General features: G+C 73.6%; 18 protein-coding genes. 8 read left to right on the top strand and 10 right to left on the bottom strand.

The window, feature by feature from the left end:
- Window positions 1-101: 101 nt before the first annotated feature.
- A complete protein-coding gene (locus ACFYW7_RS17980; RefSeq protein ID WP_389503204.1) occupies window positions 102-275 on the top strand; it encodes a hypothetical protein in 174 nt (57 codons plus the stop codon).
- Between the two features lie 131 nt (window positions 276-406).
- Here ACFYW7_RS17980 and ACFYW7_RS17985 read toward each other — a convergent pair whose 3' ends face one another.
- Entirely contained in the window at window positions 407-2,041 is a 1,635-nt protein-coding gene (locus tag ACFYW7_RS17985; protein WP_389503206.1) for a fatty acid--CoA ligase family protein, read from the bottom strand.
- A gap of 99 nt (window positions 2,042-2,140) precedes the next feature.
- Here ACFYW7_RS17985 and ACFYW7_RS17990 point away from each other — a divergent pair, with 99 nt between their 5' ends.
- The 3 genes from ACFYW7_RS17990 to ACFYW7_RS18000 all read left to right on the top strand — a co-directional run bounded on the left by ACFYW7_RS17990 (window position 2,141) and on the right by ACFYW7_RS18000 (window position 4,620).
- On the top strand, window positions 2,141-3,289 hold the full coding sequence (locus ACFYW7_RS17990) for a lipid-transfer protein (protein ID WP_389503208.1): 1,149 nt from the start codon (window positions 2,141-2,143) through the stop codon (window positions 3,287-3,289).
- A 9-nt stretch (window positions 3,290-3,298) separates the two neighbouring features.
- Window positions 3,299-3,790 (top strand): Zn-ribbon domain-containing OB-fold protein, encoded by a 492-nt coding sequence (locus ACFYW7_RS17995; protein ID WP_389503210.1) that lies wholly within the window; start codon window positions 3,299-3,301, stop codon window positions 3,788-3,790.
- A gap of 71 nt (window positions 3,791-3,861) precedes the next feature.
- Window positions 3,862-4,620 carry an enoyl-CoA hydratase/isomerase family protein gene (locus ACFYW7_RS18000; RefSeq protein ID WP_389503728.1) on the top strand — a complete coding sequence of 253 codons (759 nt, stop codon included), beginning with the start codon at window positions 3,862-3,864 and terminating at the stop codon, window positions 4,618-4,620.
- Window positions 4,621-4,872: 252 nt separating this feature from the next.
- Here the strand turns inward: ACFYW7_RS18000 and ACFYW7_RS18005 are convergent, their stop codons facing one another.
- Window positions 4,873-7,203, bottom strand: a complete 2,331-nt coding sequence (locus tag ACFYW7_RS18005; protein WP_389503212.1) for a PQQ-binding-like beta-propeller repeat protein — start codon at window positions 7,201-7,203, stop codon at window positions 4,873-4,875.
- Between the two features lie 381 nt (window positions 7,204-7,584).
- Window positions 7,585-8,319 (bottom strand): VOC family protein, encoded by a 735-nt coding sequence (locus ACFYW7_RS18010; RefSeq protein ID WP_389503214.1) that lies wholly within the window; start codon window positions 8,317-8,319, stop codon window positions 7,585-7,587.
- Window positions 8,320-8,845: 526 nt separating this feature from the next.
- Between ACFYW7_RS18010 and ACFYW7_RS18015 the strand changes: the two genes are divergently transcribed.
- Window positions 8,846-9,493 (top strand): TetR family transcriptional regulator, encoded by a 648-nt coding sequence (locus ACFYW7_RS18015; protein WP_389503216.1) that lies wholly within the window; start codon window positions 8,846-8,848, stop codon window positions 9,491-9,493.
- Window positions 9,494-9,699: 206 nt separating this feature from the next.
- Here ACFYW7_RS18015 and ACFYW7_RS18020 read toward each other — a convergent pair whose 3' ends face one another.
- Window positions 9,700-10,236, bottom strand: a complete 537-nt coding sequence (locus ACFYW7_RS18020) for a nitroreductase family deazaflavin-dependent oxidoreductase (RefSeq protein WP_389503729.1) — start codon at window positions 10,234-10,236, stop codon at window positions 9,700-9,702.
- 152 nt (window positions 10,237-10,388) lie between these two features.
- Window positions 10,389-11,576, bottom strand: coding sequence for an acyl-CoA dehydrogenase family protein (locus tag ACFYW7_RS18025; RefSeq protein ID WP_389503218.1), 1,188 nt, complete (start codon window positions 11,574-11,576; stop codon window positions 10,389-10,391).
- Window positions 11,577-11,853: 277 nt separating this feature from the next.
- On the opposite strand from ACFYW7_RS18025, the gene ACFYW7_RS18030 reads away from it, so the two are divergent.
- Complete coding sequence (locus tag ACFYW7_RS18030; RefSeq protein WP_389503220.1) at window positions 11,854-13,044, top strand: acetyl-CoA acetyltransferase; 1,191 nt, start codon at window positions 11,854-11,856, stop codon at window positions 13,042-13,044.
- Between the two features lie 22 nt (window positions 13,045-13,066).
- Here the strand turns inward: ACFYW7_RS18030 and ACFYW7_RS18035 are convergent, their stop codons facing one another.
- Window positions 13,067-13,642: a hypothetical protein gene (locus ACFYW7_RS18035; protein ID WP_389503222.1), complete on the bottom strand. Its 576-nt coding sequence runs from the start codon at window positions 13,640-13,642 to the stop codon at window positions 13,067-13,069.
- A gap of 253 nt (window positions 13,643-13,895) precedes the next feature.
- Here ACFYW7_RS18035 and ACFYW7_RS18040 point away from each other — a divergent pair, with 253 nt between their 5' ends.
- Window positions 13,896-14,552 carry a pyridoxal 5'-phosphate synthase gene (locus ACFYW7_RS18040; protein ID WP_389503224.1) on the top strand — a complete coding sequence of 219 codons (657 nt, stop codon included), beginning with the start codon at window positions 13,896-13,898 and terminating at the stop codon, window positions 14,550-14,552.
- Between the two features lie 73 nt (window positions 14,553-14,625).
- Here the strand turns inward: ACFYW7_RS18040 and ACFYW7_RS18045 are convergent, their stop codons facing one another.
- From ACFYW7_RS18045 to ACFYW7_RS18060, 4 genes are all read right to left on the bottom strand, one after another.
- On the bottom strand, window positions 14,626-15,501 hold the full coding sequence (locus tag ACFYW7_RS18045) for a GNAT family N-acetyltransferase (protein ID WP_389503226.1): 876 nt from the start codon (window positions 15,499-15,501) through the stop codon (window positions 14,626-14,628).
- 136 nt (window positions 15,502-15,637) lie between these two features.
- Entirely contained in the window at window positions 15,638-16,246 is a 609-nt protein-coding gene (locus ACFYW7_RS18050; RefSeq protein WP_389503229.1) for a GNAT family N-acetyltransferase, read from the bottom strand.
- Window positions 16,247-16,356: 110 nt separating this feature from the next.
- The gene (locus tag ACFYW7_RS18055) at window positions 16,357-16,776 is read right to left on the bottom strand and encodes a Zn-ribbon domain-containing OB-fold protein (protein ID WP_389503233.1); all 420 of its coding nucleotides are present in this window, start codon (window positions 16,774-16,776) and stop codon (window positions 16,357-16,359) included.
- Between the two features lie 158 nt (window positions 16,777-16,934).
- Window positions 16,935-17,387 (bottom strand): DoxX family protein, encoded by a 453-nt coding sequence (locus tag ACFYW7_RS18060; RefSeq protein ID WP_389503235.1) that lies wholly within the window; start codon window positions 17,385-17,387, stop codon window positions 16,935-16,937.
- Between the two features lie 397 nt (window positions 17,388-17,784).
- On the opposite strand from ACFYW7_RS18060, the gene ACFYW7_RS18065 reads away from it, so the two are divergent.
- Entirely contained in the window at window positions 17,785-18,984 is a 1,200-nt protein-coding gene (locus tag ACFYW7_RS18065; protein WP_389503237.1) for a flavin-containing monooxygenase, read from the top strand.
- Window positions 18,985-19,329: the final 345 nt, after the last annotated feature.

The following is a 19,329-nucleotide window of genomic DNA, read 5'->3' on the forward strand; positions in this document are numbered from 1 at the left end:
CGGCCCGGAAGTGCCCGTCCGGCGACCCTCGGGGGAGTTGCCGGGCGGGCCCTTCCCCCACCACTCCATCGCAACGAACAGAACTGCCAGGGGAGCCAGTCATGAGCGACGACCTCAGCACCGACAACGTCCACGCCACCGACGAGCCGACGGCCCACACGGACAACGTCCACGCCACGGACGAGCCCCTCACGGGCAAGAACCCGATCGCGCCCGGTGAGGACACCGGCGACGCCTCCACGGACAACGTGCACGCCACGGGCGAGCCCGCCTGACCCGAGCCGCACCACACGGGGATCGGCCGCGGCGGCGCGGAGGGGGAGCCGCCGCGGCCGCCGCGTGTCCGGACCGTCGGGCCGGGCCGAAGTTCGGTCCGGCCAAAGCCCGTTCGAGGCGGATCGTCGCCTCACCGCCCCCGCAGCTCCCCCTTCACCACCTTCCCGCTCGCGTTCCGCGGGAGTCCGCTCACGAACGCGACCGTGCGGGGCACCTTGTAGTTGGCCATCTCGCGGCGGGACCAGGCGATGAGGTCGTCGGCGGTGAGGACGGAGTGCGGGCGGCGGACCACGTAGGCCTTGCCGACCTCGCCCAGCCGGGTGTCCGGGACGCCCACGACCGCCACGTCGGCGACCTCCGGGTGCAGGCCGAGCACCTGCTCGATCTCCGCCGGGTAGGCGTTGAAGCCGCCGACGACGAACATGTCCTTGATGCGGTCGGTGATGCGGAGGTTGCCCTCGGGGTCGAGGACGCCCACGTCGCCGGTGCGCAGCCAGCCGTCCGGGGACAGGACCGCCGCCGTGGCCCCGGGGTCCTCGAAGTAGCCGCGCATGACGTTGAAGCCGCGGACCAGGACCTCGCCGGGGGATCCGGCGGGCACCGGGGCCCCGGAGGAGTCCACCACCCGCACCTCGGTGTCCGGGATCGCCCGGCCCGAGGTCGAGGCGATCACCTCCGGGGCGTCCCCCTCGCGGCACATCGTGACGATTCCGCTCGCCTCGGAGAGGCCGTACGCGGTGAGCACGGTCTCGATCCCCAGCTCCGACCTCAGTCGCTCCACCAGCCTCAGCGGCACCACGGCCGCCCCGGTCACCACCAGCCGCAGCGCGGAGAGGTCGTAGGTGTCGCGGGCGGGGTGGTCGAGGAGGGACTGGTGGAGGGTGGGCGGGCCGGGCAGGACGGAGACGCGTTCCGCGGCGATGTTGGCGAGCACCGTGTCCACGTCGAACACCGGCTGCGGGATCATCGTCGCCCCGCGCATCAGGCAGGCGATGATCCCCGCCTTGTAGCCGAAGGTGTGGAAGAAGGGGTTCACGATCAGGTAGCGGTCGCCCTCGCGCAGGCCGGCGAGGTCGCTCCAGATCTCGTAGCCGCGCAGGGTCTGCGCGTGGGTGATCAGGGCGCCCTTCGGGCGGCCCGTGGTGCCCGAGGTGAAGATGATGTCCGAGGGGGAGGCCCCGGACACGGCCGCGCCCCGCCGGCGCACCTCGTCGCCCCCCACGCCCTCCCCGTCCGCGAGGAAGTCCTTCCAGGTGCGGAAGTCGGCGGGGGCGTCGTCGGCGAGGACGACCACCTGTTCCAGGTGCGGCAGGCCGGGGAGCGGGCCGAGCGCCCGGCCCCCGCCTCCGCCCGCGCCCCCGTCGGGGCCGGAGGGCTCCCCCGCGGCGCGGCGCAGGGACGCGACGTACGAGGTGCCGAGGAACGTTCCCGTCACGAACAGCAGCTTCGCCCGGCTCCGGGCCAGTACGTACGCCGCCTCGGCACCCTTGAAGCGGGTGTTGAGGGGGACGAGGACCGCTCCCGCGGACACCGCGCCGAGGGCGGAGACGATCCAGTCGAGGGTGTTCGGGGCCCAGATGGCGACCCGGTCGCCGAGCCGGACGCCCGACGCGGCACAGGCCGCCGCGGCACGCTCCACGCGGGCGCCCAACTCCGCGTAGGAGATGCGCGTCCGGCCCTCGACGACCGCCTCGCAGTCCGCGAAACGGGTCGCCGCCGACCGCACCAGTCCCGGGACGCCGTCCCACTCCAGGTCACCGCGCATCGCGCACCTCCCGCTGAAGCACCACTAGCTGACTGACCGTCAGATTAGCTGTAGCCTGACGACCTGTCAGCAGCCGGGACCTTCCGCGGAGGTGCACCCATGCCGGGGATCAAGGACGCCACAGCCGTCGTCGGGATCGGGCAGACCCCCTTCGCCAAGCGACTCCCCGAGTCCGAGAAGGCCCTGGCCTGCCGGGCGGTCCTCGCCGCCCTCGACGACGCGGGCATCGCGCCCGCCGAGGTCGACGCCCTCGCCTCCTACACGATGGAGGAGACCGACGAGGTGGAGGTAGCCAAGGCCGTCGGGCTCGGCGACCTCACCTTCTTCAGCAAGGTCGGGTACGGGGGCGGCGGTTCCTGTGCCACCGTCGCGCATCTCGCCGCCGCCGTCGCGACGGGCCAGGCGACGGTGGGCGTGGCCTGGCGCTCGCGCAAGCGGGGCAGCGGGCCCCGGCCGTGGCGGAACACGGCCGTCCAGCTCCCCACCCCGGCCCAGTGGACCCGGCCCTTCGGACTGCTGCGGCCCGCCGACGAGATCGGCATGCTCGCGCGCCGCTACATGCACGAGTACGGGGCGACGCGCGACCACCTGTTCAACGTGGCGCTGGCCTGCCGCAACCGCGCCAACCAGAACCCGGCCGCGATGATGTACGAGCGGCCGCTGACCCGCGAGATGTACATGGACTCCCGCTGGATCAGCGAACCCCTCTGCCTGTTCGACAACTGTCTGGAGACGGACGGGGCGCTGGCCTGCGTGATCGTGTCCGCCGAGCGGGCCCGGGACTGCCGGCAACGGCCCGTGTACGTCCACTCCGCCGCCCAGGGCCTGCCGGCCCAGCACCACGGGATGGTCAACTACTGGAACGACGACCCGCTCACCGGACCCGCCTGGACCGCCGCCCGGCACCTGTGGAAACACGCCGACTTCACGCCCGAGGACGTCGACGTGGCGCAGATCTACGACGCGTTCACGCCGCTCATACCGCTCTCGCTGGAGGGGTACGGGTTCTGCGGGCGCGGGGAGGGCGCGGCCTTCACCGAGGGCGGCGCGCTGGAGACCGGCGGGCGGCTCCCGGTCAACACCGGGGGCGGCGGGCTCAGCGAGGCCTACGTGCACGGCTTCAACCTCATCAACGAGGGCGTGAAGCAGTTGCGGGGCACGAGTACGGCGCAGGTGCCGGGAGCGGCGACCTGCCTGGTCACAGCGGGGGAAGGGGTCCCCACCTCCGCACTCCTGCTGAGGAACTGAGGAGCCGGGATGACCGCCATCGAGGAGACGACCGAGACCACCGGGATCACCGACGTGGCCGAAGCGGCCGACGCCCTTCTGCCACCGGTTCCCGACGACGACGGCGCACCTTTCTGGCAGTACGCCGCCCGGGGTGAACTCCGCGTCCAGTCCTGCGCCGACTGCGGCGAACTCCGGTTCCCGCCCCGGCCCTGCTGCCCGCACTGCCGGTCCTTCGCGAGCGGATGGCGGCGGATGAGCGGGCGGGGCAGGATCTGGTCGTACGTCGTCCCGCATCCGCCGCTCCTTCCCGCCTACGCGGCGCAGGCCCCGTACAACGCGATCGTGGTGGAGCTGGCGGACGCGCCCCGGATACGGCTGGTCGGGAACCTGGTGAGCGGGCCGGACGGACGCCTCGACTCCGTCCCGCCCGCGCGGATCCGGATCGGCGCACGGGTACAGGCGGTGTTCACCGAGGTGAACGGCGTGAGCGTGCCGCGCTGGGTCCTGGAGCGGGCGTGAGCGGGGGCGGCGGGGAACGCGGTACGGGCGGAGGACGCGGCGCGGGCTCGGGAGCCGGGGGCGGGCTCACCGTGGCCGTCGACAAGGACACCGGGGTCGCCGTCCTCACCCTCGACCGGCCCGCCCGGCTCAACGCCGTCGACCTCGGCATGGCGGCCGAACTGGTCGCCGCCTGGCGTGAGTTCCGCTTCGACGACACCGTACGGGCGCTCGTCGTCACCGGCGCCGGGCAGCGGGCCTTCTGCACCGGGATCGACCGGGACGTCACGGTCGCGCAGCCCAGCTCCCCCTACATGGTGGACGATCCGCTCGCCGCGATCGGGCCGAAGGCCAACGACCTGTGGAAGCCGGTGATCGCCGCCGTGAACGGGATGGCCTGCGGCGGCGCCTTCTACCTGCTGGGCGAGTCGGAGTTCGTCGTGGCCGACGAGGAGGCGACCTTCTTCGACCCGCACACGACGTACGGGATGGTCAGCGCCTACGAGTCCGTCTACCTCGCGCAGCGGATGCCGTTCGGGGAGGTGGCGCGGATGGCGCTGATGGGGACCGCCGAACGGATCTCGGCGCGGCGGGCGTACGAGGTGGGACTGGTCTCCGAACTCACCCCACCGGGAGGGGCGTTGGCGGCGGCCGTCGCCTGCGCGGCGGTCATCGCGTCCTACCCGGCCGAGGCCGTCCAGGGGACGGTACGGGCCCTGTGGCTGGCGCAGGAGGCGACCCGGACGGCGGCCCTCGCGCACGCCCCCCACCTCGTCTCCCTCGGGAACCTGCCCGGCGACCGGCAGACGGGACTCTTCTCGGCCCGCAGGCCGGGGTTCCGGCTGCGCTAGAAGCCCTCCCGGCCGGCGCCGGAGCTTTCCTGGGCTGCGCCGGGTGTGTGCCCGGGCCAGGTGCCGTCGGGCGGCTTCCGTCACCCGGCCCCCGGGCTCGCTCCGCGCGGCCGGGGTGGTCACGACGGAGGTCGGTGCCGGCACCCGGAGCGGGCCGCGGGCCGGGCCCGCTCACCTCGTCCCGCGGGCCCCCTCACCTCGTACGGGGGCTCGCGTGGCGTACGCGGCCCCGCACTCCACTGCCCGGGGCCGTCACGTCGTGCGGGCGGTCCCGGTCCCCTTCTCCGCGTCCAGCGCGTACACACAGCGGTCCTTGCTGCACGCGTACACGACGCCGTCCTTGACCACGGGTGCCCCGGTGATCTCGCCGCCGGTGGCCAGCTTCCAGCGCAGGCGCCCGTCGTCGGCCTTCAGGGTGTACAGGAGATGGTCCGTCGAGCCGAAGTGGATGCGGCCGTCGGCCACCGCCGGGGCGCCGACCAGGTCTCCCCCGGCCTGGAAGCGCCACTTCGGGGTCCCGGTGACGGCGTCCAGCGTGTACAGGCCCTTGCCGCTGCCCACGTGGACGTGGCCGGCGGCGACCAGGACCGGTTCGGCGGAGGCACGGGACTCGGTGGCGATGCGCCAGCGGTCGCGGCCGTCGGCCGCGTCCAGGGCGTACACCGTGCCGAGGTAGTCGGCCAGGTAGACGCCGCCGCCGGTCACCGCCGGGCCCGGGGCGAAGGTGGGCGGGCACAGGAAGACGGCCGGGGCCTCGAAGTGCCAGCGGACGTGACCGCTCGCCACGTCGACGGCGAGGACACGGGTGCCGGCGGAGACGTAGGCGTAGCCGTCGGGCCCGTGGGTGACGCGCACCGGCACGCCGCCGCAGGAGGCCGCGTCACCGATCGGGTACGACCAGCGCTCCTCGCCCGTACGGGCCTCCAGCGCGCGCAGCCGCGCGTCCTTCCAGACGAACACCGTGCCGTCGTGCAGCGCCGGGCCCGCCTCGGGCGACTCGAAGTCCGTCTGAGCGCCGTTGACCTCCCAGAGCTTCTGGCCGGTCGAGGCCTCCCAGGCCTGGACGCCGCCGCCGCGCGTGCCGGTGACGACCGTGCCGCGTTCGGCCTGGAGCGAGTAGACCCAGGCGTCCGTGGACAGGCGCCACAGATCCCCGCCCTCCCGGGCCTCCAGCGCGAACAGCGTCGGCCCGTCGGACGCGTGGATGCGGCCGTCCGCCACCGCCATGGACCAGGCCACGTCCCGGGTCTTGAAGCGGCGGCGGCCCGTCGCGACGTCGAGGGCGTGGACCTCGAAGGAGGTGACGTAGACGAGGTCGTCGGCGACCGAGGGAGTGCCCCACACGTCGTTCGACATACGGAAGCGCCAGGGACGCCAGCCGGCCGGCACGTCGGGCACGGGGGGCGCGACCGTGGGCACGGGCGCCTGGTCGGCGCCGTTCGTTCCGGGGCGCGGCCGGGACCAGGACGCCGCGAGCCCGGCTTCCGGAGGCGGCGCCTTCACGGCGGCGGCACGGGCGTCCAGGACACGCGGGCCCGGGCCGATGGGCACCGGCGCGCCCGCGAGACGCACGGGGCCGGGGTCGGGTGCCCCCACGGACACCGGGGCGTGCGCGGGCGGCGGCGGTACCGTCGCGCGGCCCCCGCCGCTGCGTCCACCGCCCGTGGGCTGCGGCTTGACCGGCGGGCGGCCCCCGCGGCGGGTCTCGATCAGGCCCACCGCCCGTTCGGGCAGCCAGGCCGACGCCGTACCGCTGTCGTCGGAGCCGGAGCCGAAGAGGTGGGGCGCGAGCTGGGCCTGGAGGTCGGCGGGGTTGGGGCGGGCCGTGGCGTCCATCTGCATGCAGGACTCGATGAGCGGGCGCAGCTCGTCGGGGAGTCCTTCGAGGTCCGGGCCCTCGCGGAGCAGCATGAAGACCGTCTCGACGGGGTTGGCTCCGTGGAAGGGGGCGTGCCCGGTCGCGGCGAAGACGAGCATCGAGCCGAGCGAGAACACGTCGCTGGCGCCGGTCACACTGCGCGAGTCCTTCGCCTGCTCGGGCGACATGTACGCGGGCGTGCCGACGGCGACATTGGTCATGGTCAGACGGGTGTTCGAGACGCCGGACGCGATGCCGAAGTCGATCACGCGCGGCCCGTCCTCGACCACCAGGACGTTCGAGGGCTTGAGGTCGCGGTGGACGAGTCCCGCGCCGTGGATCGACTGGAGCGCCTCGGCGACACCCGCCGCCAGCCAGCGCACCGCCTGGGCCGGGAGCGGCCCGCACTCATTCACTATCTCTTCGAGCGAGGGCGCGGGCACGTAGGCGGTGGCCAGCCACGGCACCGCGGCACGGGCGTCGGCGTCGACCACGGCCGCCGTGTAGAAGCCCGACACCGCGCGGGCCGCCTCGACCTCGCGCGAGAAGCGGACCCGGAACAACTGGTCCTCGGCGAGCTCCGTCCTGACCGTCTTGATCGCCACGCGTCGGCCGGAAGCCGAGCGCGCGAGATAGACCAGCCCCATGCCGCCGGCACCCAGCCGTCCCAGCACCTCGAACGGCCCGATCCGCCGCGGATCGTGCTGCGTCAGCTGATCCACCACTTGCCTGCCACCTCCCCGTACGGGTCGCGTCATCCACGTATGAACGCGGCCCAGTGCAGCGTCTCACCACCGCACCGCCATGGCGGCACGCACCCCGATTCTTCCTGGCCCGGCCACAGGTTGCGAACCCGGGGGCGGATCGGGGTGTCTTGTGACAAAACAGCCGCCCCCACAGAAGTACGGCCGCCGGGGCGCGACGGTTCAAGGCCGAAATGCGCCCCTCACCCCAGAAGTACCCCACTCTTGACCCCGGAAGTGCCGTCCCTCACTTCGAACGAACGCGCCCCTCGGCGCAGAAGCGTTCCGCCTCACAAGCGGGTTCTCCTGCGACGCCGGGGCACCGTCACCGCCGAAGTGCCGTCGCGGCAGGTCGAGGGACGTTCACCGTTGCAGTACGGCGAACGACGCCCCCTGATTGTCCGTGACGACGGCCACCCGCCCGTACGACGTGTCGAAGGGTGTCACCTGGACGCGACCGCCGAGCCGGTTCACCGTCCCGAGTGCCTCCGCGCAGTCCTCGACGCCGAAATGGACCAGGAAATGGGGGGGCATCTCGGCCGGAAAGACGCCCGAGACGGGGACGCGGCCGAAGTCGGGGGTCGCGTCGGGTCCGAACAGGGCGTCGTGGAACAGGGTGCCGTAGAAGCGGTCGACGGTCGCGGTGTCGCGCGCGTACAACTCGGCCCAGCAGAACGCGTGCCGCTCGTGCCGTCGGGCGAAGCCGGGATGGGTACCGGGCTGCCACAGGCCGAAGACGGCACCCTCCGGGTCGGTGGCCAGGGCCTCCCGGCCCAGTTCGCCCGACGCCCCGGCCCCCACGGGCGCGGTGATGATCCGGCCGCCCGCCTCCGTGATCCGCCGGGTGAGCGCCACGGCGTCCGGCGTCGCGAAGTACACCGTCCACACGGTGGGCATCCGGCCGTCGCTCTTGGGCGTGAGCCCGGCGACGGGTTCGCCGTCCAGGTCCGCCCGGCTCGGGAACCCGGCCTCCTCGGGGAACGTCCAGCCGAAGAGCTCGCCGTAGAAGCGCTTGCCCGCCTCCACGTCGGGGAGCTGCGCGTCGACCCAGCAGGGCACGCCCTCGGGGAACGCGGCGACAACGGCTGATTCGGCCATGCGGCCAAGCTAACGGCCCTTTCCGCATCCCGCAGAGCGGACGCATCCGCTCCGGTGACGCTCCGTTCCTGCTCACGGCCCCGCAGGAGGGCGGGGCGAGGGTTCCGGACGGGCCGGGGAGGACGCGTGCGCCGCCGCCGCGAGCGACCGGATCGACCGCGTGCGCCGCCCCGCGGCCGGCCCGGAAGGGCGCGCGCCGCCCCGCGGCCGGCCGGGGAGGCGCGCGCCTATCGCCGCGCGACCGGCCGGCGAGAAGCGGGCGCGCGACTCCAACACCCTCTTCCCTTCGCGCTCGCCGGGCGACAACACCCCCCTCGCCCGGGGCCACGCGCGACTGCTCCCGCGCCGCTCCCGCCGAGGGCGTCCGCGTGGGTGCGCGGGAGCACGGTCCAGGAACGCCGGAGAACGCCTCGACGACCACGGTGAACTCTCCGCCGAACCCCCGCCGAACCCCCGCGATGTACGGCCGCACCCCATTTGCAGTCGGCCGAATCGCGCTCCGATCACCCCTCGGTAAGCTGACGGCATGACAGGACAAGTGCGTACCGTCGACGGCCGCGTGGCCGGACGACGTGGGCAGGCGACCCGGCAGAAGCTGCTCGACTGCCTCAGCGAGATGCTCAGCTCCTCGCCCTACCGGGATGTCAAAGTCATTGACGTCGCCCGGAAGGCAGGCACTTCGCCGGCGACCTTCTACCAGTACTTCCCGGACGTCGAAGGCGCCGTCCTGGAGATCGCCGAGCAAATGGCCGCCGAGGGCGCGGGGTTGACCCAGCTGCTCGAAGGGCGCTCCTGGGTCGGCAAGGCCGGCTGGCAGACCGCCCAGGAACTCGTGGACGGTTTCCTGGAGTTCTGGCGCAGGAACGACGCGATCCTCCGCGTCGTCGACCTCGGTGCCGCCGAGGGCGACAAGCGGTTCTACAAGATCCGCATGAAGATCCTGAATTCCGTGAACAACTCCCTTACGAACTCGGTCACCGACCTCCAGGCCAAGGGCAAGGTCGACAAGGACGTGAACCCGGCCGCGATGGCCGGTTCACTCGTGGCCATGCTCGCCGCGGTCGCCTCGCACCAGAAGGGCTTCCAGTCGTGGGGCGTTAAGCAGGCCGAACTCAAGCCCAATCTCGCGCTGTTGGTGTATCTGGGCGTGACCGGGAAGAAGCCGACGAAGTAGCTTCCCGATCCTGAACGCACGCCCCGGTTCCTGTCATGCGGGCGGCGGTCCACTCCGGAGAATGTTCCGGGCGGGCCGCCGCCCGCTGCGCTGTACGGGCGGGCCCCCGACCGTCCCCCGCGGGAAACACCGAACTCCACCCCTCCCGGACACCCGTCGCCCCGTCGCGAACCGGGCGGCAGTCACCCCGTCGTGAACCGGCCGGTCTACAGCCCGGACGGACTCGCCTCACCCTCCGGGAGGTCCGCGGCCGCCGGTCGCCGCACGATCCTGAAGAGGCGTATCTCCCGGTCCACCCGGGCCTGATAGGCGGCGTACGGCGGCCAGAACGCGAGGGCCGCCCGCCAGACCTCGGCCCGTTCCTCTCCCGCGAGGAGCCGGGCGGTCACGGGGATGTCCTCGCCCTTCCAGTTGACGGTGGCCTCGGGATGGGCGATGAGGTTCGCCGTCCAGGCGGGGTGGTCCGTACGGCCGAAGTTGGAGCCGATCAGGATCCAGCCGGAACCCGCCGCGGAACCCGGCACGCCGCCCTCCGGCATGCACGCCAGCGGGGTCCGGCGCTCGAGGCCGCTCCTCGCACCGCGCGCGGTGAGGACGACCCCCGGCAGCATCTGGGCACTGAGCAGCACCCGGCCGCGCGTCAGCCGGTGCACGGCACGGTCGAGGGCCGGGATGAGATGGGGTGCCACCCGGGCGAAGGCCCGCGTCGAGGAGACCCGCTGCACCAGCCGCACCCCGGGCATCCGCCGCGCTCCGGTCCCCGTGCCCACGCGTCCCTCCGCACCGTTTCCGGCAGCCGCCGCCCGCGCTCCGGCAGCCTCCCCACCCGTACCCGTACCCGTACCCGTACCCGTACCGACAGCTCCACCCGTACGCGAACGCCTGGCCGCCGCCATCAGACCGCCACCTCCCCGCCGGCGAAGAGCCGCGCGGCGTCGGCGGCGTGCGCGCGCAACCGGTGCACGGGACCGAAGAGCAGCTCGTCGCCGGACGCGCGCTTGAAGTAGAGATGGGCGTCGTGTTCCCAGGTGAAGCCGACGCCGCCGTGCAGCTGGATGCCCTCGGAGGCGGCGGTGCGCAGCGACTCCAGCGCCTGGGCGAGCGCGAGACCGCCCACCCGCTCGCCGCCCGCCCCGGTGGCCCACGCCGCGTAGTACGCGGCCGAGCGCGCCGCCTGTACCCCCACGTACACGTCGGCGAGCCGGTGCTTGACCGCCTGGAAGGACCCGATGGCCCGCCCGAACTGCTCACGGCGGCGGACGTGTTCGACGGTCCTCTCCAGCGTCCGGTCGGCGGCGCCCACGGCCTCGACGGCGAGGACGGCGGCGGCCGCGTCCCCGACGGCGGCCAGCGCGGCGGGCACGTCGGCCCGTTCGTCGCCCAGCAACTCGGCTTCCACCTCGCGCAGTTCGAGGCGCGCTTGCGGCCGGGTCCCGTCCAGTGACGTCTGCCGCGCGCGGACGAGCCCGGCGGCGCCGGCCCGCACCAGGAACAGCAGGGTCCGCGAGCGCGCGAACCCGCCGGTGTGCGCGGCCACCACCAGCAGCCCGGCACTGTGCCCGTCGAGCACCTGCGCCGCCTGGCCGTAGAGCCGCCACGCGCCGTCCTCCCGACGCGCCTGCACACCTCCCGCGCGACCGCCGCCCGCCCAGTCCCCGCGGTTGTCGCCGACCAGTCCGAGGGCGGTGGCCAGGCCCGTTCCCGGCACCGCGAGGGCGGCGGTCAGCGCGCCGGAGGCCAGCGGCGGCAACAGGGCCGCGCGCTGGGCCTCGGTTCCGAGCGCCAGGACCAGCGGGGCGACGAGCACGGCCGTGGCCAGCAGGGGCGAGGGGGCGAGCGCGCGCCCCGACTCCTCGCAGGCGAGGGCGAGTTCGGTGATGGAGCAGCCGACCCCGCCGTATCTCTCGGGGAGCGCGAGTCCGGGCAGTCCGAGCCCGCCCGCGAGGGCTTCCCAGAGCCCGTGGTCATAGCCGTCGGGGGTCCGTCCGGCCGCCCTCAGCTCCTCCGAGCCGCACCGTTTCACGAGCAACTCCCGCAGGGTGCGGCGGATCTCCTCCTGCTCCGCGGTGAGATGGGCATCCATGGGCGGGCTCCTCCCTCGTCGGGCGGCGGAACGGCGGCGCGGCGGAACCGGCGGGCGCCGACCGGCACTGCGGAGCGCCGGGACCGCGGGGCACCGGCAACCGCGGGGTGACGAGGCCGTGGGACCACGGGGCAACCGGAGTCCCTGACCTGACGGGCCGTCATGTTAGGGCGGAGGACCCCAGATGCACAGAGGCGCGACCGGCGCACGGTCCGGCTCGACCACCCGGGCGCGAGCACCTCCCGACGGAAGGGTTATCTGATGTACCGTCAGATCCATGACGTCTGCCCCCGGGGAGCACGGCCGCCGAAAGGTCGCCGTCGTCGGCGTGTCCCTGTCCGACTGCGGCCGCGTGGACGAGGCGACCCCGTACGCACTGCACGCCCAGGCCGCGCGCCGCGCGGTGGCCGACTCGGGTCTGGACCGCTCGGTGATCGACGGTTTCGCGTCGGCGGGCCTCGGCACCCTCGCCCCCGTCGAGGTGGCCGAATACCTGGGCCTGCGCCCCACGTGGGTCGATTCGACCTCCGTCGGCGGCTCCACCTGGGAGGTCATGGCGGGTCACGCGGCCGACGCGATCGCGGCGGGTCACGCCGAGGCCGTCCTGCTCGTCTACGGCTCCACCGCCCGCGCCGACATCAAGGCCGGCCGCCGCACCGGCGACCTGTCCTTCGGCGCCCGGGGTCCGCTCCAGTTCGAGGTCCCGTACGGGCACACGCTGATCGCCAAGTACGCGATGGCCGCGCGCCGCCACATGCACACGTACGGCACCACGCTCGAACAGCTCGCCTCGGTCGCCGTCCAGGCCCGCGCGAACGCGGCAGGCAACCCGGAGGCGATGTTCCGCGACCCGGTCACCGTCGACGACGTCCTGTCGGGCCCGATGATCGCGGACCCCTTCACCAGACTGCACTGCTGCATCCGCTCCGACGGCGGCGCGGCCGTGCTGCTGGCGGCCGAGGAGTACGTACGCGACTGCCGCACGGCCCCGGTGTGGGTGCTCGGCACCGGCGAACACGTCTCCCACACCAGCATGTCCGAGTGGGCGGACTTCACCGTCTCCCCGGCGGCGGTGAGCGGGCGGCTCGCCTTCGAGCGGGCCGGAGTCCGCCCGGCCGAGATCGACTTCGCCGAGATCTACGACGCCTTCACCTACATGACCCTGGTGACCCTGGAAGACCTCGGCTTCTGCGCCAAGGGTGAGGGCGGCCCCTTCGTGGACGCCGCGAAGGGGCGGCTGCTGGTGGGCGGGGAACTGCCGGTGAACACCGACGGCGGCGGACTGTCGGCCCAGCACCCCGGCATGCGCGGCCTGTTCCTGCTGGTGGAGGCCGTACGGCAGTTGCGGGGCGAGCTGCCGGAGGCACGACAGGTGCGCCGCTCCGACGGCACCCTCCCGCGGCTGGCGGTGGCCTCCGGGACAGGAGGCTGGTTCTGCTCGTCGGGAACGGTCGTGCTGGGACGGTAGAGCCCGGACGGCGGCCGACCGGTCAGGGCAGGACGGTGACGACGGCCGTGTCGTTGCCGGGGTTCGGGTCGCGGCGGCCGAGCGACGGACCGGCGTCCTGGAGGGTCACGCCGCCCTCCCCCGGTCCGTCGAGGCGCAGGGTGAACTCGAAGTCACGGCTCTCGCCGGGTCCGAGCTCGTCCACCGGGCAGCGGTACGTCCCGTCGGCCGAGTCGCAGGCCGGTGCCTGTTCATCTTCATCAGCCGTCCTCATCGGCTCCTTCAGCACGGCACCGGGCGGCGGAGCGAACACCCGTGTCGTACCGCGGCCGGGGTCGCCGGGCCCGTTGTTGCGGACCTTCAGCCGCAGCGAACGCTCCGTACCGGGGCCGCCGTGCAGCTCGACGCCGAAGACCTCGTAGTCGGCGTGGGTGTCCAGACGTACGTCGGTGAAGACCTTGCCCTCGGCGCAGGCGTCGCCCGTGTCGCCTGGGGCCCCGGCCTCCAGTGCCGGGCCGTCACCGCGGTCACCGCCCGGCGGCACGACGGTGTCCTGGCCGGGCCCCGAGTCCAGCGGCCAGGCCTCCCGGTCGAACGAGGTGTCCGAGGCGGGTGCCACCCCCGCTCGTCGCCGCGGCCGGACTTCGACCGAATCCGTTCCGTCAGGTCCACAGTCGCCCGTCTCCTCTCGGTTCCCTGAACGTCCAAGCGCACCGGACCGCACCCTTCTTCGGAACTCATCGGTCGCACGGGGCCGTCGAGCCAGGCACCCATGTCGCGGCGCGTCGGCATCGCTCGCGGAGTCGACGCGGAAGGACCGCACGGCGTGCTGCCGACGCGGTTCCGCCGGCTCCCCGAGTGATACTCGGGGCATGGGAACGGATCTGCACGAGGTACTGAGGTCGCTGCGCGTGTGGGACACCGAGCTGCCGTCCTTCGACCCGGCCGCGGCGCCCGCCGAACCGTTGGCGCTGTTCACGGAGTGGTTCACGCAGGCCGTGGCGGCAGGGCAGTCCGAGCCGCACACGGTGTCGCTGGCGACGGCGGACGAGGACGGGCTGCCCGACGTCCGGATCGTGATGCTGCACGGAGCGGACGAGGACGGGTGGGCCTTCGCCAGCCACGCCACCAGCCGCAAGGGACGACAGATCGCCGCCCGTCCGTACGCGGCACTCGGTTTCTACTGGCCCGCCCAAGGACGCCAGATCCGGCTCCGGGGCCCCGTCACCGTCGCACCGCCCGAGGAGAGCCAGGCGGACCTGCACGCGCGGTCCACGGGGGCGCTGGCCGCCGCGCTGGTGGGTCACCAGAGCGACGTCCTGCCCTCCCTGGCGGAGTTGGCCCAGGCGTCGGACGCGGCCTGGGAGCGCGCCGAGAGCGCCCCGCACTCCCCGGTTCCCACCTGGACCCTCTACCGCCTCCGCCCGGACGAGGTCGAGTTCTTCCAGGGGGACGCCCGCCGACGCCACGCACGCCTCGTCTACCGCCGCACGGAGACCGGCTGGACCACCGAGCTGCTCTGGCCCTAGCCCGGGAGGAGACCGGACGTCACACCCCATTCACCGCCAAGCCGCTGTCGTCCGTGGAGTCGCGCGGGCCGTCTTACGTGACGTCGTACGTGAAGTCGTACGTCGCGAAATCCGAGACGGGGCGGTAACCGAGGCGCAGGTAAAGGCCGTTGCTGGTCGGATTGGCGAGGTCGGTGAAGAGCAGCACCTCGTGGGCGCCGGCCGCGACCGCGGCGCGGCTCACCTCGGCGGTGGCGGCACCGGCGTAACCCCGGCCGCGCAGGTGGGCCGGGGTGTAGACGGGGCCGACCCGCACCTGTCCGGCGATCGGGGCCGTCGCGCCGGCCATGGCGACGGGGGTGCCGTCGGGGGTCTCCCAGAGCGAGACGCCTCCGTAGGAGATCCGGTCGTCGGCCCAGGCCCCGCCGTCGCGGTGTTCGCCTTCACCGACCGCCTCGGCGAACTCCGCGTACCAGCGGGCGAGCAGGTCGCGGTCGTCCCCGCCCGCGACCCGGGCCCGGCCGGGCGGCGCGGGCTCGGGCACCGTCAGGCAGCCGAGCCGGTACAACCGCTCGCTCGACACCGGCACGGGCCTCGCTCCCGTCCGTCCCCGCCAGGCCTCCGCGAAGGCCGCGACGGTGTCCGCGTCGGCGGAGACCCCGGGCACCTCCGTCCCGGCGTCCGCGAGCACCGCGGCGAGCGTCCCGGCTCCCCGCTGGTCGAGCGACGTGAGGTACAGCCGGTACGGCGGCGTCCGGAAGAAGGCCGCCGTGGTCTCCCCCTCCCGCTCCAGGTGCCCGAAGACCGGCGCGCCCTCCCCGAATTGGCCCGGCCCCCGTCTTCGCAGCACGTCCGTCACGGTCAGCGCGACGGTGTGCTCCGCGGGCCGGGACCGGAGGAAGTCCCCGGCCCTGCCGAGGAACGCGTCGAGGTCATGGGTGAGTTGCCACGCGTACGTCACGGAGGTCATGTCCGATGGTCCCGTGCGGCCACCGGACCGTGCCTCCGATTTACCGACGCCCCCGGCCACCTCCGGGGACCCGCGAGCACGCACCGCCACACCGCAATCACGACGGACGGGCCCACGGACTCACGGGCCCACCGATTCACCGAACCGGCGGCGCGGGCTCCGGGTCCGTCGCCAGCCGTCCGTGCAGGTGGGTGTCACGGAACGCGTCGTGGCGGCCCTCCTCGAACATCGCGCCGCGCATCGTGCCCTCGTACCGGAACCCGCAGCGTTCGGCCACCCGGCAGGACACCTCGTGGCCCACGGCGTGGCCGAGGTCGAGGCGGTGCAGGGCGAGGTCGGTGAAGCCGAAGCGGGCCGTGAGGAGGAGGGCGCGGGTCGCGACATGGCGGCCCCTGGCCTCCGGGAGTACCCAGTAGCCGACGATGGCGAAGCTTCTGACGTGGTCGATCTCGTTGAGGCCGATGTGGCCCAGTGTCCCGCCCGTCTCCGCGTCGGTGACGCAGAAGGAGACCACGGTGCCCTTCTCCGCGGCCTCGCCGCGCGAACGGAGCGACTCCCCGGCGGAGTCGACGTCCCGGACGAACTTGAGCGGGGTGTTCCAGCGCAGGAACTCCGGGTCGGACATCCCGCGCAGATACGCCGAGACATCGGCGTCGGACTCCGGGTCCCAGGGGCGTAGCCGCAGACCGAGGCCGGTCAGCTCGGGGTACGGACGGACGGCGAACTGCTCATGTACGTCGGACATCCGGCCATTCAAACCCCTCCGGGCCCCCGGGTCACGCCCCGCGCGGGACCGGGGCGCCGGAGGCCCCCGGGACAGCGGTACCGGGCAACGGCCCCTCCGCGCACGGCCGGTCAGCCCCCGGCGCGGGACGCGGGCCGGAACACCGGGACCCCCGCCCGGAACGCGACCTCCAGGTCCATGCCGATCGCCAGCGCCGCCTCCTCGCACCCGACCACCTCGGTCATCACGCGGGGGCCCTCCGTCAGGTCGACGACGGCGGCGACGTACGGCACGCGCCCGCCGAACGGCGGCAGGTCGTTGCGGTGCACGACGGACCAGGTGTAGAGCGTGGCGCGTCCGCTCGCGGTCCGCCAGCCCACGTCCTCGCTCCAGCAGCGCGGGCAGAACTCCCGGGGGTAGTGGTGGACGTGGTCGCAGGCCGCGCAGTGCCGGATCAGCAGCCGCCCCTCGGCCGCCGCGTCCCAGTACGTCCGGGTGAAGGCGTCCGCCTCCGGCACGTCGAACCGGCCGCCGGGACCGGCCGCCACCACGGAACGCGCCGCGCCTACGGAGCCCGCGCCCCCCTCCGAACCCGCCCGGCCCCCTGAACCCGCCGCGCCCGAGCCCGCAACGCCCACAGAACGTGCCGCATCCCCGGCCTTCCAGGACTCCCCGGGCTTCCCGGACTCCCCGGGCTCCGAGGCCCCGCTCATCCGAAGAGTCCCAGCACGTCGTCCAGCGACCACGTCTGCCAGGACATCCCGAACAGCGCGACGGCCGAGACCAGCGCCATCATCGCGTTCTGTCCCTGCTCCGCCCAGTCGTGGATCATGAGCGTGAAGTAGAGGACGTTGAGGAGCAGTCCCCCGATCAGGGCGACGGGTGTCAGGAGGCCGGCCACCAGTCCGAGGCCGAGGGCCAGTTCCGCGTACACGACGACGTACGCCATCGTCCGGGGGCGGGGAGCGACGACGGCGTCGAAACCGGACCGCACGGCGTTCCACCGGTGCTTGGCCGCGACATCCGCCGCCCACGCGATCCCGGTCCCCCGCTCGAACCAGCCCTTCTTGTCCTTGTGCCGCCAGCTCTCCAGCCACCACAGCCCGAGCCCGATACGGAGCACGGCCAGCCATTCAGCACCGCCGAGCCAGATCGTGTCCATGGCCGAACCTCCCGCAGCGCGCCGGATCTGACGGAACGTCAGTTTCGACGCACCGCGACGCCCGCGCAAGAGCCCGGCACGACCGGGCGGGAAGTGCGAACGTCACGCGCGCGCAGTCCCGCGGCACCACGCGACTGCGCACCCGCCACCCCGATACCGGGCTCCCGCCCATTTCGACCTCCCCCGAGGGGCGCGCGGGCCCGATTCCGCGCCCTGCCGACGAGCGCACACCCCGGCGCTCACCTGCGGCAACAACACGCTTTTCGCACGCCCCCACCATGTCGAAGTGATCTACGCCACGAGTCGCACGCACTCCTCCCACAGTCGTGACCAGTTCGCAACCGATTCCGGTCTTGACCGAGACCTATCAAGCAAAGTCGTGATTACGCTCGCGCTCATGGCCGACTCGACTGCTTCCACGACCTCCCGCACGGTGCCGTCCCACGAGGACCGCCCCGTGTACGTGATCGGAGGCGGCCCCGGTGGGCTCGCGGCGGCGTACGCCCTGCGCGCCCGGGGCGTACGGGCTGTCGTGCTGGAGAAGTCGGACCAGGTCGGCGCGTCCTGGCGAGGCCACTACGACCGGCTGCACCTGCACACCACCCGCCGGCTGTCCGCGCTGCCCGGACTGGCGATCCCGCGTTCGTTCGGGCGCTGGGTGGCACGCGACAACGTGGTGCGCTACCTGGAGAAGTACGCCGAGCACCACGCGCTGGAGATCGTCACGGGTGTCGAGGTCTCCCGTATCGAGCCCGCCCCGGACGGCGACGGCTGGCTGCTGCACGCCACCGGGGGCCGCGAGCTGACCGGCAGCGCGGTGGTCGTCGCGACCGGTTACAACCACACCCCGCGCCTCCCGGACTGGCCGGGCCGCGACGCCCGCGCCGGCGAACTGCTGCACGCCGGGGAGTACCGCAACCCGGCCCCCTACACGGGCCGTGACGTGCTCGTCGTCGGCGCCGGCAACACGGGCGCCGAGATCGCCGTGGACCTGGTCGAGGGCGGCGCCTCGCGCGTACGGCTGTCCGTACGCACCACGCCGCACATCGTGCGCCGCTCGACGGCCGGCTGGGCCGCGCAGTTCACGGGCATCGTCGTACGCCGGCTCCCGGTGCGTCTCGTGGACGCGCTGGCCGGACCGATGGCGCGGCTGAGCGTGCCCGACCTGGCGGCCCAGGGCCTGCCCCGCCCCGACACCGGGCTCTACTCCCGCGTCAACGAGGGCGCCGTCCCCGTCCAGGACGTCGGTCTCATCGACGCCGTCCGCAAGGGGAAGGTCGAGATCGTCGCCGCAGTCGAGAGCTTCGAGGACGGCAAGGTCGTCCTCGCCGACGGAAGCCGGATCGACCCGGACGTCGTGATCGCCGCGACCGGCTACTCCCGGGCCCTGGAGGGCATCGTCGGGCACCTCGCCGTGCTCGACGGCCGCGGACGCCCGGTCGTGCACGGCGGGCGCACCCCGAAGAACGCGCCCGGCCTGTACTTCACCGGCTTCACCAACCCCATCAGCGGCATGTTCCGCGAACTCGCCCTCGACGCCGAGAAAATCGCAAAGTCGATCGCCCGCCACACCTCCAAGCCGACACCCACCCCCTGACACCCGCACCCCCCACCACCACCAGACCCCAAGCCCCAAGCCCCAGACCCCAAGCCCCGGGCACCGGCGATCGCACCCCGGCCAGGCGGATTCTCACCCCCTCCGCCCCTGCCCGACCCGTACCCGGGGCTCCGCCCCGGACCCCGCTCCTCAAACGCCAAAGGGGCTGGAAATCGCAGCGCGGCCGGGTACGCGCGGTAGGGGCCGAAGGCCTCCCGGAGCACGGCCGGTCGGGCTGAAGACCACCCCACACCGAAAAGCGGCTCGGACGGGCCGAGTTTCACGGCCGCGGCCCGGAACGCGCCCGGAGTGCTGAAAGTCCCCGCCCCGCGAGGAAGGGGGACC

It is taken from the genome of Streptomyces sp. NPDC002580, assembly GCF_042889485.1.
Taxonomy (GTDB): Bacteria; Actinomycetota; Actinomycetes; order Streptomycetales; family Streptomycetaceae; genus Streptomyces.

Bases quoted from the DNA above. Each gene is read 5' to 3' on its own strand.
- ACFYW7_RS17985 (WP_389503206.1), bottom strand. From the start codon at position 2,041: ATGCGCGGTGACCTGGAGTGGGACGGCGTCCCGGGACTGGTGCGGTCG.
- ACFYW7_RS18025 (WP_389503218.1), bottom strand. From the start codon at position 11,576: ATGGATGCCCATCTCACCGCGGAGCAGGAGGAGATCCGCCGCACCCTG.
- ACFYW7_RS18045 (WP_389503226.1), bottom strand. From the start codon at position 15,501: ATGACCTCCGTGACGTACGCGTGGCAACTCACCCATGACCTCGACGCG.
- ACFYW7_RS18020 (WP_389503729.1), bottom strand. From the start codon at position 10,236: ATGCCCGGGGTGCGGCTGGTGCAGCGGGTCTCCTCGACGCGGGCCTTC.
- ACFYW7_RS17980 (WP_389503204.1), top strand. From the start codon at position 102: ATGAGCGACGACCTCAGCACCGACAACGTCCACGCCACCGACGAGCCG.
- ACFYW7_RS18030 (WP_389503220.1), top strand. From the start codon at position 11,854: ATGACGTCTGCCCCCGGGGAGCACGGCCGCCGAAAGGTCGCCGTCGTC.
- ACFYW7_RS17995 (WP_389503210.1), top strand. From the start codon at position 3,299: ATGACCGCCATCGAGGAGACGACCGAGACCACCGGGATCACCGACGTG.
- ACFYW7_RS18060 (WP_389503235.1), bottom strand. From the start codon at position 17,387: ATGGACACGATCTGGCTCGGCGGTGCTGAATGGCTGGCCGTGCTCCGT.
- ACFYW7_RS18065 (WP_389503237.1), top strand. From the start codon at position 17,785: ATGGCCGACTCGACTGCTTCCACGACCTCCCGCACGGTGCCGTCCCAC.
- ACFYW7_RS18040 (WP_389503224.1), top strand. From the start codon at position 13,896: ATGGGAACGGATCTGCACGAGGTACTGAGGTCGCTGCGCGTGTGGGAC.
- ACFYW7_RS18010 (WP_389503214.1), bottom strand. From the start codon at position 8,319: ATGGCCGAATCAGCCGTTGTCGCCGCGTTCCCCGAGGGCGTGCCCTGC.
- ACFYW7_RS18050 (WP_389503229.1), bottom strand. From the start codon at position 16,246: ATGTCCGACGTACATGAGCAGTTCGCCGTCCGTCCGTACCCCGAGCTG.
- ACFYW7_RS17990 (WP_389503208.1), top strand. From the start codon at position 2,141: ATGCCGGGGATCAAGGACGCCACAGCCGTCGTCGGGATCGGGCAGACC.
- ACFYW7_RS18015 (WP_389503216.1), top strand. From the start codon at position 8,846: ATGACAGGACAAGTGCGTACCGTCGACGGCCGCGTGGCCGGACGACGT.